The following is a 12,215-nucleotide window of genomic DNA, read 5'->3' as shown; positions in this document are numbered from 1 at the left end:
TACCGAGGCGTCCTGCGAGCCTTCTGGAGCGCGGCGACTAAACTCGATCGGGTCCGGTGAGGAGCGATTCGGAGCATATGAGCACCGCCACGAATGTCGAAGCGACCGCTGTCAACACGATCGGCTGGCTCTCGGCATCCGACACCACGATCGTCGTCCCGGTGTATCAGCGCCAGTACCGGTGGGACATCGGCGGGTGCGAGCAGCTGCTGGGTGACATCCGCGCCGTCGCCGCGGCGGATGCCGGTCAGACCCACTTCATCGGCTCGATCCTCTCCACGGCGAGCACCTCCGATGAGGATGACGCGCAGCTCGTGCTGATCGACGGCCAGCAGCGCATCACGACGCTCATGCTCCTCGTGGCGGCCCTGCACCACACGCTGCAGGGGGACGATCCGGCGACGGCCGCCGAGCTCGAACGGGTCCTCGTGCGCACCGACGACCCGGCACGCACGAAGCTGCGCCCCCACCGCGCGTGGGCGGACGTGTTCGAGAGCGTGGTGCTGGGCGACCGCTCCCCCGCCGGCGAGGAGCGCGCGTCGCGGTTCGACGACAACTACGCCTTCTTCCGCAGCCAGATCCGTCCGGGCGAGGCCGCGCACATCTGGCGCGGCCTGCAGAAGCTCGAGCACGTGTCGATCACGCTCGGCGCGGAGGCGAACGCGCAGCAGATCTTCGAGAGCCTGAACTCCACCGGCGAGCCGCTGCGCGACCACGAGCTGATCCACAACTACGTCCTGATGGGCCTCTCTCACGCCGAGCAGAGCGAGATCGAGGAGCAGTTCTGGCTGCCCATCGAGCGCAACACCGGCGAGCAGATCGGCGGCTTCTGGCGCCATTACCTGGTCATGCTGACGGGGCGCGAGGTGACCGTCACCGGGGAGCGCGGGGTCTACGACGCGTTCCGGCACGAGTTCCCGCGTCTTGACGTCGAGACGCTCCGGGAGCGGGCGACGCAGTGGCGGGAGTTCTCCGAGATCTACCGCCTGCTCCTGGAGCCCGGCGAGGCTCCGGACGCCGAGGTCGGACGCCAGTTCGGCTACCTCAAAACGTTCGGGCGCGGCATGTATCCGCTCGTCATGCGGCTCTACCGCAACCACCGGCACGGCGTGCTGGGAGTCGACGAGCTGATCTCGGCCCTCGAGCACCTCCAGTCGCTGCTGCTGCGGAGGAAGATCGTCGGGATCTCCACCGACCGCCTCGTCGCCCGGCTGTGCCGCGCGATGGATGACGGTCGCGACGCGCTCGTCCGGGCGATCGCGCGCATCACCCCCTCGGACGAGCGCGTGCGCGTGGGGCTCAAGTACGGCGACCTGCCGCACGCGCCGTACGTCCTCGGGCGGCTGTCGGGGGTCGACGAGGTCGAGGGGCTCGACGTGGAGCACGTGTTCCCGCTCGCGCCGCCGGATGACTGGAGCGGCGACGGCGCGCGGCGCTGGGCCGAGTACACCGACGACGAGCAGAACAGCCACCGCGCGCTCGCGCAGACGCTCGGCAACCTCGCGCTCCTGGAGGAGGGTCTCGCCGACCGGGCGCTGGATGCATCGTTCGCCGTGAAGCGCGACCTGTACGCCCGGAGCCGCGTCGTCCCGACCCGCGAGCTGGCCGACGTCGAGGCGTGGGGCACGGCGGCCATCGCCGCCCGCACCGAGCACCTCACCGACCTCTTCGTGCGGGTCTGGGAACGACCGGCCGTCGTGAGCATCGACGACGACAACCTCACCCCCGTGCTAGATGCCAAGCGCCGCCGCGGCTGGCCGCGCGGGTGGCAGCGGGAGTTCGACTACGTCGAGTACCGCGGCGAGCACTGGGAGGTCAAGGACGTCAAGTACCTCTTCAACCGCATCTTCAAGCGGCTCTGGGCCGACTCCCGGCAGAGCGTCGTCGACTTCAGCGCGCGTCGTGGCGGACCGGTCTATCCCGCGATGGCGTGGAACGGCCCGTGGGATGAGATCGCCGAGGGCCAGTATCTCTACATGGGATGGGACTCGAAGTACATGCTGACCGCGGTGCAGGGCGTCCTCGACGAGGCGGGCTGGGCGTCGGAGGTGTTCGTCAAGTACTCCTACATCGGCGACGCGATGCGCTGACTGAACCGCGACCGGCACGCGCGCGTCCCGAAAACAGGAAAACCCCCGCCTGAGCGGGGGTTTTTCCTTGCTGGGGTACCTGGACTCGAACCAAGAACAAAGGTACCAGAAACCTCCGTGTTGCCAATTACACCATACCCCAAGGGGTCCGGCCGAAGCCGTTCCGAAGATCAAGCTTAGCCCACTCCGCGGGCCGCGCCAAACCGAGCGGCGTGTCAGCCGAGGTGCGCGACGAGCGCTCCGAGGCGTCGCAGCGACTCCGGCTTGCCCAGCAGCTCCATCGACTCGAAGAGCGGCGGCGAGACGCGGCGGCCGCTCACGGCGACGCGCAGCGGCCCGTAGGCGACGCGGGGCTTGAGCCCGAGTCCGTCGATGAGGGCCGCCGACAGCGCGTCCTGGATCGCCGCCGCGGCGAAGCCGTCGTCCGGAACCGCATCGAGGGCCGCGACGGATGCCGTCAGCACCTCCCCCGCGTTGGCGGGGAGGCCCTTGAGCGCATCCTCCTCGTAGACGACCGCGTCGCGGAACAGGAAGCCGAGGAGCCCGGGGGCATCGCCCAGGAGCTGCATGCGCTCCTGCACGAGCGGAGCGGCGGCGTCCAGGATCTCCTGCTGCGAAGCCGTCGGCGGCTCGCTGACGAGACCCGCGGCAGCGAGGTACGGGACGAGGCGGCCGGCGAAGTCGGCGGGCTCCAGCATCCGCACGTGGTCGCCGTTGATGGACTCGGCCTTCTTCTGGTCGAACCGGGCCGGGTTGGGGTTCACGTTCACGATGTCGAACGCGTCGATGAGCTCCTGACGGGAGAACACGTCGCGGTCGGCGGCGATCGACCAGCCGAGGAGCGAGAGGTAGTTCAGGAGTCCCTCGTGGATGAAGCCCTTCTCGCGCTGCAGGAAGAGGTCGGCCTTCGGGTCGCGCTTGGAGAGCTTCTTGTTGCCCTCCTCGCCGAGGACGAGCGGCATGTGCGCGAAGCGCGGCACGAATGTCGTGACGCCGGCGTCGATGAGGGCGCTGTAGAGCGCGAGCTGACGCGCCGTCGACGGCATGAGGTCCTCGCCGCGCAGGACGTGGGTGATGCCCATGAGGGCGTCGTCCACGGGGTTCACGAAGGTGTAGAGCGGGACGCCGCCGGCGCGGACGATCACGAAGTCCGGGAAGGAGCCGGCCGGGAAGGTCACCTCGCCGCGGATGAGGTCGACGTAGGTGAGGTCGTGGTCGGGCACCCGCAGGCGCCACGCGGGCTCGCGCCCCTCGGCGCGGAAGGCGGCCTTCTGCTCCTCGGTGAGGGTGCGGTCGTAGTTGTCGTAGCCGAGCTGCTTCGCGCGGCCGTTGGCCTCGTTGCGCGCGTCGATCTCCTCCGCCGTCGAGTACGACTCGTACACGGCGCCGGCGGCGATGAGCTTGTCCAGGACGCCGCGGTAGATGTCGTGGCGCTGCGACTGACGGTACGGGGCGTGCGGGCCGCCCTTCTCGACGCCCTCGTCCCAGTCGATCTCGAGCCAGGTCAGCGCATCGAGGAGCTGGCGGTAGCTCTCCTCGCTGTCGCGGGCGGCGTCGGTGTCCTCGATGCGGAACACCAGCTTGCCGCCGTTGTGGCGCGCGTACGCCCAGTTGAAGAGCGCCGTGCGGACCATTCCCACGTGCGGCAGCCCCGTCGGAGAGGGGCAGAAGCGCACGCGGATATCGGAGCCGGTGGCGGTCGTGGTGCGGGGATCGGGTGCAGAAGACATCCGGTCCAGTCTAGTTCGCGCGCGTGCGGCGACTTGGCGAGCGGGCTTCGGGCTGCGAGAGTCGGTGGATGCCGGGTTTCCATCACGTCGAGATGTGGGTCGCCGACCTGGATGCCGCCGCCGCGGAGTGGGGATGGCTGCTCGAGCGGCTCGGCCCTGCGGGGCACGACCGGCGACGCGCGGGAGTGAACCATCTGGCCTTCCTGGGTGGGCCGCACGCCGGCGGGCCCGACCAGTATGCGGGATGGCTGGAGAACACCGCCGGATTCAAGGCGGAGATCGTCGCCGAGGACTGAGCCGTCGGGGCTTCGGCCTGACGTCGGCAGACCGGTGGGAATGTCGGAACCCCCTGGCACGGTGGGCTCCGTTCGGCGGCCGGGATCAGCGCCGAGCGTAGGGCGACAGCACCGTGACCATGACGACGATGCCGAGCGCGACGAGCGCGAGCCCCCCGTAGCCGATCCAGCCCAGCACGACCCCGGCGAGCACCGAACCGACGGCGGCGGACAGCGTCATGATGGTGTCGCTGCGTCCCTGTCTCCTCGGCCGCATCGCGGTGAGCGTGCTCTCGGTCAGCAGCGCCGCGCCGCTGACGGTCGCCGCGCTCCAGCCGAGGCCGAGCAGGAACAGCGCGATGAGCACCGCGACCTGCGATCGCGGCGCGATCGCGGCGGTCACGAGCGACGCGGCGAGGATCCCCTGGCCGAGCAGGATCGTCGGCATCCGTCCCCACCGGTCGGCGAGGATGCCGAACAGCGGCGACAGCCCGTACATGCCGAAGACGTGCAGCGCGATCGTGACCCCCACGATCGTCGTGACATGCGCCGGGTCGAGGTGGGCGAGATGCACGGGGGTCATCGCCATGACGGAGGCCATGACGACGTGCGAACCGGCCACGGCGAAGATCGCGTACCGCGCGGCGATCGGGCGGTCGGTCTCGACGATGTGCTCGCGGCCGGCCTCGCCGCTGCGCGCGAGGCGCTGCGCCGTCAGGAGCGGGTCGGGCCGCAGCGCCGTCAGGTACAGCAGGAACGCGGCCACCTGCGCGACGAGCGAGAACGCATACGACCCGGTGAGCGGCGGCATCCCGATCGCCTGCCCGAGCGCCTCCCCCGGCGTCAGCATGAGCGGGCCGATGACCCCGCCGACCGTGGTCGCCCACACGACGGTGCCGAGGTCGCGTCCGCGCCGGCCGGATGCGGCCAGGTCGGTCGCCGCGAACCGCGACTGCAGGTTGCCGGCGTTGCCGGCGCCGATGAGGATGACGCCGACGAGCAGCAGCGGGAACGACCGGACCGCGGCCGCCGTGATGACCGTCGCGATCCCGATGAGCGCGAACAGGTTCCCGAGCGTCAGAGCGAAGCGGCGTCCACGGCGACCCGCGAGCCGCGCGAGGGGGATGGCGCAGAGCGCCGCGCCGAGGGTGACGGATGCGGTCGCGAGACCGGACAGCGAGTCCTGCCCGGACAGGTCGGCGGCCAGCAGTGCGCCCAGCGACACGGTCGCGCCGAACGCGATGCCGCCCAGCACCTGACCGGCCGCCAGCACCGTGACGGTACGCCGCTGCAGGGCGGCGACGGCCTCCGGGGTCGTGACGGCGGAAGCGTCAGGCATCGCGCACGGTGTTGCGCAGCACTCCGAGTCCCGTGATCTCCACCTCGACGACATCCCCCGCCTGGAACGGGCCGATGCCCGCGGGCGTGCCGGTCAGGATGACGTCGCCCGGCAGCAGCGTGAACGCTGCCGACGCGTAGGCGATGATGTCCGGCACCGAGTGGACCATGTCGCTGATCGGACCGTCCTGGCGCACCTCGCCGTTCACGCGCGTCACGACGCGTGCTCCGCCGTCGAGATCGAAGTCGGTCTCGATCGCGGGGCCCAGCGGGCAGAACGTGTCGAACCCCTTCGCGCGCGACCACTGGCCGTCGCTGCGCTGCAGGTCGCGGGCCGTGACGTCGTTGCCGATCGTGTAGCCGAGGACGTAGTCCAGCGCGTTCTCCGCCGGGACGTTCTTCGCGATCCGGCCGATGACGACGGCGAGCTCGCCCTCGAAGTCGGTGCGCTGCGACTGCACGGGCCGCACGATGGCGTCGTTCGGACCGATGACGGAGGTGTTGGGCTTGAGGAAGAGCATCGGCTCGGCCGGCGCCTCCCCGCCCATCTCGGCGGCGTGGTCGTGATAGTTCTTGCCGACGCACACGATCTTCGAGCGCGGGATCACCGGCGCGAGGAGGGTGACCTCGGACAGCGGCACGCGCTCCCCCGTCGTGTCGAACCCGGCGAACATCGGGTCGCCGGAGAGCACGACGAGGTCGGTCTCATCGACGATTCCGAAGCGGATGGCGTCGTGGTGGCTGAAACGGGCGATCCGCACGGCTCAGCCGTCCAGCCGGACGAGCCAGCCGTGGGTGTCCTCGGCGCGACCGTACTGGATGTCGGTGAGCTGCTGGCGCAGCTCGAGCGCGAGGGTGCCGCTGGGCTGGGCGTCCTCGAAGCCCTTGCCCTTGAGCGTCCCGATGGGCGTCACGACGGCGGCGGTGCCGCACGCGAAGACCTCGACGATGTCGCCGGATGCCACGCCCTCGCGCCACTCGTCGAGCGAGACCGCGCGGCGCTCGACGGCGTGACCGCGGTCCTCCGCGAGCTGCAGGATCGAGTCGCGCGTGATGCCCTCGAGGATCGACGGGGAGTGCGGGGTGACGAGCGTGCCGTCCTTGCGGACGAAGACGACGTTCATGCCGCCGAGCTCCTCGACGTTGCGGTCCTGGTCCAGGAAGACGACCTGGTCGCAGCCGTTCTCGTACGCCTCGGCCTGGGGCAGGAGGCTCGCGGCGTAGTTGCCGCCGGTCTTCGCGGCGCCCGTGCCGCCCTTGCCGGCGCGCGCGTAGTCCTCGCTCAGCCAGATCGTGACCGGCTGCACGCCGCCCTTGAAGTAGGCGCCGGCAGGGCTCGCGATGACGTAGTACGCGACCTTCTCGGCGGGCCGGACGCCGAGGAAGGCCTCCTTGGCGAACATGAAGGGCCGCAGGTACAGGCTCTGGTCCTCGCCGGAGGGCACCCAGGCGGCGTCGACGGCGATGAGCTCGCGCAGCGACTGCAGGAAGTACTCCACGGGCAGCTCGGGCAGCGCCAGCCGGCGCGCGGAGCGCTGCAGGCGGCGGGCGTTCTGCTCGGGCCGGAACGTGTGGATCGAGCCGTCCGCGTGCCGGTAGGCCTTGATCCCCTCGAAGATCTCCTGCCCGTAGTGCAGGACGGCCGCCGCGGGGTCGAGCGAGATCGGGCCGTAGGGCTGCACGCGGGGGCGGTGCCAGCCGCCGCGGGTCGACCAGCAGATGTCGACCATGTGGTCGGTGAAGCTCGTGCCGAAGCCGGGGCTCCGCAGGATCTCTTCGCGCTGGGCCGCCGACTTCGCGGCGAGGTTCTTGGTGACGGCGAACTCGAGCGGGGCGAGGTCGGTCTCTGTGAGGGTCATGTCAGTCCTGTTCCACGCGCTCCGTCGACGAGGGACGACGGGCGCATCCAGATTACGCCTGAACGCGCGCCGCGATCGCGTCGCCGACCTGCGCGGTCGTGCGGGCGGTGCCGCCGCGGTTCGCGATGTCCTCCTCGACCGCGCGGGTCACGCGCTGGGCCTGCGCCCCGAGCCCGAGATGATCGAGCAGCAGGGCGACGGAGAGGATCGCGGCCGTGGGATCGGCCTTCTGCTGGCCCGCGATGTCCGGCGCCGATCCGTGCACGGGCTCGAACATCGACGGGAACGCGCCGTCGGGGTTGATGTTCCCCGAAGCGGCGAGGCCGATGCCTCCGGTGACGGCGCCGGCCAAGTCGGTGAGGATGTCGCCGAAGAGGTTGTCGGTGACGATCACGTCGAAGCGGCCCGGGTTCGTGACCAGGAAGATCGTCGCCGCGTCGACGTGCAGATAGTCTACGGCGACGCCGGGGTGCTCGGATGCCACGGCATCCACGATGCGCTTCCACATCCCGCCGGCGTGCACGAGCACGTTCGTCTTGTGCACGAGCGTCAACTTCTTCCGGCGCCGCTCCGCCTGGGCGAACGCGTACCGCACGACCCGCTCGATGCCGAACGCCGTGTTGACGGACGTCTCGTTGGCCACCTCGTGCGGTGTGCCGGTGCGGATCGAGCCGCCGTTGCCGACGTACGGGCCCTCCGTCCCCTCGCGGACGACGAGGAAGTCGATCTCGCCGGGCTCGGCGAGCGGGCCGGGCGCGCCCGGGTACAGCTTCGAGGGGCGCAGGTTGACGTAGTGGTCGAGTTCGAACCGGAGCTTCAGGAGCAGCCCGCGCTCGATGTTGGCATCCTTCAGGCGCGGGTCGCCGGGGAGGCCGCCGACGGCGCCGAGGATGATGGCGTCCTGGCCCTTGATCGCGGCGAGGTCCTCATCGGTCAGGGTGTCGCCGGTCTCCAGGTAGCGCGCGGCGCCGAGGGAGAAGCGGGTCTTGTCGAACGTGACGTCGGCGTCGGCCGTGACGGCGTCGAGTACCTTCTCGGCCTCTGCGACGACCTCGGGGCCGATGCCGTCACCCGGAATGAGTGCCAGTTTGATGACGCGCGACATTGCTCTCCTCGGTCGGGGTGGGGGTCCCTCCCAGCGTACTGGCCGCGATGACCCCGGCCACGACGACCAGCCCCGCCCCGATGAGCGCCGTGACGCCGACGCCGGCGTCGAACGCATGGGCCGCGGCCTCTCGCAGCGCGGCGCCGAGGGTGGCGTCGAGGCCGTCGGCGGCGGCCATGGCGCCGGCGAGCGTCTCCCGTGCGGCGTCGGCTGCTGCGGCGGGAAGCCCTTCGGGCAGGACGATCCCGGACCGGTATAGCGCCGTCAGGATGCCGCCCAGGACCGTCGTCCCGAGCACCGCGCCCAGCTCGTACGCCGTCTCGGAGACGGCGCTCGCGGAGCCGGCCTTCGCGGGCGGGGCGCTCGCGAGGATGAGCTCGTTGGACACCGTCTCGGCCGCGCCGATCCCGAGTCCGAGCAGCACGAACGCGACGACGAGAAGGCCCAGAGACGCTTCGGCCGTCGACACGGCGACGAGGAGGTACCCGGCGACGGAGAACAGCATGGCGGTGGGGACGACGATGCGGGCGTCGACCCGCCGCGCGATGGGGACGATGACGAGCCCGGCGACGATCATCGCGAGCATGCCCGGGACGAGCGCGAGACCGGCGTCCAGGGGCGACATGCCGAGGACGAGCTGCAGGTGCTGCGCGACGAAGAAGAGGAAGCCGACGAGCGCGACGATGCTCAGCAGGTTCACCAGCAGCGCGCCGGTGAAGGTTCCCCGGCCGAACAGGCGCATGTCGAGCATCGGGGAGGCGGAGGTGAGCTGGCGCCGCACGAAGACGATCCCGAACCCGAGGCCCGCCACGACCAGGACGAGCGGCAGCACCCCGGCGCCGTGCACCGCGAACTCCTTGATCGCGTACACGATCGGGATCATCGTCAGCATCGACAGCACGATGCTGAGCGGATCGATGCGACCGGGGCGGGGGTCGCGGCTCTCCGGCACGAGGAGCGGCGCGAGGACCAGGAGCGGCACGAGGACGGGCACCGACATGAGGAACACCGAGCCCCAGGAGAAGTGCTCGAGCAGGATGCCGCCGACGATCGGGCCGAGCGCGGAACCGGCCGAGAACATCGCGGCCCACACCGCGATCGCGAACCGGCGCTGGTCGCGGTCGGTGAAGATGCTGCGCAGCAGCGACAGGGTCGACGGCATGAGCATGGCCCCGAAGACGCCCATCCCCGCGCGGGCTGCGATCAGCAGCGTCGCGGACGGCGCGAAGGCGGCGAGCACCGAGATGGCGGCGAAGCCGGTCGCGCCGATCAGCAGCATGCGCCTGCGGCCGAACCGGTCGCCGAGCGTCCCCATCGTGACGAGGAGGCCCGCGAGCACGAGGGGGTAGGCGTCGATGATCCAGAGCTGCTCGGCGCTCGAGGGCGCCAGGTCCAGGGCGATGTCCGGTAGCGCGAAGCTCAGCACGGTGTTGTCGACCGAGACGAGGAGCACGGGCAGCATGAGCACGACGAGCGCCGCCCAGCCGCGCCATCCCACCCGCGCTCCGCGGCTGTCGGCGAGGGCGATCTCTTCTGTCAGTGTCATCATGTTTCTATACCGTCCAGCCGGTATAGTAACAGCTGTGAGCAGACCCGCACGAGCCCGCGACAGCGTCCTGGAGGCGTATGAGCGCCTACTCATCGTCGAGGGACCGCGGCACGCGACCCTCGAGGCCACCGCCGCGGCGGCGGGAGTGTCCAAGGGCGGCCTGCTCTACCACTTCGCCTCGAAGGAGGCGCTCGATGAGGGGCTCCTGGGGCGCATGGAACAGCTGGCGCGCACCGACCTCGACGAGATGTCGGCGGCGCCGGGCGGGCTCGTGGCGGCCTTCCTGCGGACCTCCGTCATGGACGACTCCCCCATCGACCGCGCGCTCGTCGCCGGGTCGAAGCTCGCCCAGGCGGGAAGCCACGCCGCCGTCGATGCGCTGCGTCGCGTGCGGGAGCTCTGGGCGGACGCCCTCCGCCCGCACACGCGCGACGAGACGGCCGTGCAGCTCGTGCTGCTCGTGAGCGACGGGCTCTACTTCAACAACGCGCTCGGCACGGGTGCCGTGCCCGGCCCCGTGCCGGAGGGCGCCGAGATGGATGCGCTCATCGCGCTCGTGGAGCGTGCCGCGAGCGCGTGAGGATCAGGCCTCGGTGATCTCGATCTGACGGAACAGGTCGGCCTGGATCGCCGAGCGCACCTCGTCGAGGAGGTCGTCGGAGACCGGGGAATCGACCGTCAGGACCGACAGCGCCTGCGCACCGGCCGCACGCCGTGCGATCTGCATGCCGGCGATGTTGATGCCCGCTTCGCCGAACTTCTGGCCGTAGACCGCGACGATGCCGGGCCGGTCGGTGTACAGCATCACGATGTGGTGCTTCTCGATCGGCAGTTCGAGCGCGTAGTCGTTGATCCCGACGAGTTTCTCGATCTGCTTCGTGCCGGTGAGCGTGCCGGAGACCGACAGCTGCGATCCGTCGGAGAGCGCGCCGCGCAGCGTGATCACGTTGCGGTACTCGTCGGACTGATCGTCGACGAGGAGGCGCGCCTCGATGCCGCGCTGCTCAGCGAGGAGCGGCGCGTTGACGTAGGAGACCGTCTCGCTCACGACGTTGGTGAAGACGCCCTTGAGCGCGGCGAGCTTGAGGACCTTGACGTCGTAGCCGCTGAGCTCGCCGTGCACCTCGACGTCGAGGCTCGTGAGCGGGCTGTGCGCGAGGGCGGAGAAGATCTGACCGAGCTTCTCGACGAGCGGGATGCCGGGGCGCACGTACGGGTCGATGATGCCGCCGGCGACGTTGACGGCATCCGGCACGAGTTCGCCGCCGAGGGCGAGGCGCACCGACTTCGCGACCGAGACGCCGGCCTTCTCCTGCGCCTCGTCCGTCGACGCGCCGAGGTGCGGCGTCACGACGACGTTCGGCAGGTCGAGCAGGAGGGCGGCGGAGCCGTCGGCGGCCGGCGGCTCGCTCGTGAAGACGTCGAGGCCCGCACCGGCGATCTCGCCGGTCGTGAGGGCCTTGTGCAGCGCTTCCTCGTCGATCAGGCCGCCGCGCGCGACGTTGACGATGTACGCGCTCGGCTTCATGAGCCGGAACTGGTCGGTGGAGATCATCCCGGTGGTCTCGGGCGTCTTCGGCATGTGGATCGTGATGAAGTCGCTCTGCTGCAGGAGTTCGTCGAGCGTGACGAGCTGGGCGCCCAGCTGCTGGGCGCGCGCGCTCGTGACGTACGGGTCGTAGGCGATGACGTTCATGCCGAACGCCTGCAGGCGCGCGGCGATGAGCGCGCCGATCCGGCCGAGTCCGATGATGCCGAGCGTCTTCTCGAACAGCTCGGTGCCCGTGTAGGCGCTGCGCTTCCACTGGCCGGCGGCCAGCGACGCGTGCGCGGCGGGGACGCGGCGGGCGAGGCTCAGGATGTGGCCGATCGTCAGCTCCGCCGCCGAGATGATGTTGGAGGTCGGGGCGTTGACGACCATGACGCCGGCTGTCGTGGCGGCCTTGATGTCGACGTTGTCGAGGCCGACCCCGGCGCGGGCGATGACCTTGAGCGCGGGGGCGGCGGCGATCGCCTCGGCATCCATCTTCGTGGCCGAGCGGATGAGGACCGCGTGCGCCTCCGCGAGGGCGGGGAGGAGCGCCGAGCGGTCGGCCCCGTCCACGTTGCGGATCTCGAAGTCTGGACCGAGCGCGTCGATCGTGGCGGGAGAGAGTTCTTCGGCGATGAGGACGACAGGCTTGGACACGGTGGCAGACCTTCGGGGGCTCGCGGTTGCGACGGCGGGGTGGGATGCCGCGCCGCACAGCGTCGGGGCGTGGCAGGACCA

10 protein-coding genes and 1 tRNA gene are annotated in these 12,215 nt (G+C 70.6%); 3 read left to right on the top strand and 8 right to left on the bottom strand.

All coding sequences use genetic code 11. The annotated features are described in order from the left end of the window. The first annotated feature begins 77 nt into the window (after positions 1 to 77). A complete protein-coding gene (locus tag BR85_RS04075; RefSeq protein ID WP_028495375.1) occupies positions 78 to 2,090 on the top strand; it encodes a DUF262 domain-containing protein in 2,013 nt (670 codons plus the stop codon). A gap of 70 nt (positions 2,091 to 2,160) precedes the next feature. Here the strand turns inward: BR85_RS04075 and BR85_RS04070 are convergent. After that, positions 2,161 to 2,232: transfer RNA gene (locus BR85_RS04070), tRNA-Gln, on the bottom strand. A gap of 73 nt (positions 2,233 to 2,305) precedes the next feature. Further along, entirely contained in the window at positions 2,306 to 3,820 is a 1,515-nt protein-coding gene (gene gltX / locus BR85_RS04065) for a glutamate--tRNA ligase (RefSeq protein WP_028495374.1), read from the bottom strand. Positions 3,821 to 3,888: 68 nt separating this feature from the next. Between gltX and BR85_RS04060 the strand changes: the two genes are divergently transcribed. Further along, entirely contained in the window at positions 3,889 to 4,116 is a 228-nt protein-coding gene (locus BR85_RS04060; RefSeq protein WP_028495373.1) for a VOC family protein, read from the top strand. A gap of 85 nt (positions 4,117 to 4,201) precedes the next feature. Here the strand turns inward: BR85_RS04060 and BR85_RS04055 are convergent, their stop codons facing one another. The 5 genes from BR85_RS04055 to BR85_RS04035 are packed head-to-tail and all read right to left on the bottom strand — an operon-like array spanning position 4,202 to position 9,943. Further along, on the bottom strand, positions 4,202 to 5,434 hold the full coding sequence (locus tag BR85_RS04055) for an MFS transporter (RefSeq protein WP_028495372.1): 1,233 nt from the start codon (positions 5,432 to 5,434) through the stop codon (positions 4,202 to 4,204). Next, entirely contained in the window at positions 5,427 to 6,194 is a 768-nt protein-coding gene (locus BR85_RS04050; RefSeq protein WP_028495371.1) for a fumarylacetoacetate hydrolase family protein, read from the bottom strand. Before BR85_RS04050 ends, BR85_RS04055 begins: the two co-directional genes overlap by 8 nt. A 3-nt stretch (positions 6,195 to 6,197) precedes the next feature. Then, positions 6,198 to 7,292, bottom strand: coding sequence for a branched-chain amino acid aminotransferase (locus BR85_RS04045; RefSeq protein WP_028495370.1), 1,095 nt, complete (start codon positions 7,290 to 7,292; stop codon positions 6,198 to 6,200). 52 nt (positions 7,293 to 7,344) lie between these two features. Beyond that, positions 7,345 to 8,397 (bottom strand): 3-isopropylmalate dehydrogenase, encoded by a 1,053-nt coding sequence (locus BR85_RS04040; RefSeq protein WP_028495369.1) that lies wholly within the window; start codon positions 8,395 to 8,397, stop codon positions 7,345 to 7,347. After that, positions 8,360 to 9,943, bottom strand: coding sequence for an MFS transporter (locus BR85_RS04035; protein ID WP_092896826.1), 1,584 nt, complete (start codon positions 9,941 to 9,943; stop codon positions 8,360 to 8,362). Before BR85_RS04035 ends, BR85_RS04040 begins: the two co-directional genes overlap by 38 nt. Positions 9,944 to 9,980: 37 nt before the next feature. Between BR85_RS04035 and BR85_RS04030 the strand changes: the two genes are divergently transcribed. Further along, on the top strand, positions 9,981 to 10,526 hold the full coding sequence (locus BR85_RS04030) for a TetR/AcrR family transcriptional regulator (protein ID WP_028495368.1): 546 nt from the start codon (positions 9,981 to 9,983) through the stop codon (positions 10,524 to 10,526). A 3-nt stretch (positions 10,527 to 10,529) separates the two neighbouring features. Here BR85_RS04030 and serA read toward each other — a convergent pair whose 3' ends face one another. Then, the gene (gene serA, locus BR85_RS04025) at positions 10,530 to 12,134 is read right to left on the bottom strand and encodes a phosphoglycerate dehydrogenase (protein WP_028495367.1); all 1,605 of its coding nucleotides are present in this window, start codon (positions 12,132 to 12,134) and stop codon (positions 10,530 to 10,532) included. Between the last annotated feature and the right edge of the window lie 81 nt (positions 12,135 to 12,215).

The organism is Microbacterium sp. UNCCL10, assembly GCF_000746195.1.
GTDB classification, from domain to species: Bacteria; Actinomycetota; Actinomycetes; order Actinomycetales; family Microbacteriaceae; genus Microbacterium; species Microbacterium saccharophilum.
The sequence above is the reverse complement of the archived record's forward strand: the minus strand, read 5'-3'. Positions and strand labels throughout refer to the sequence as shown.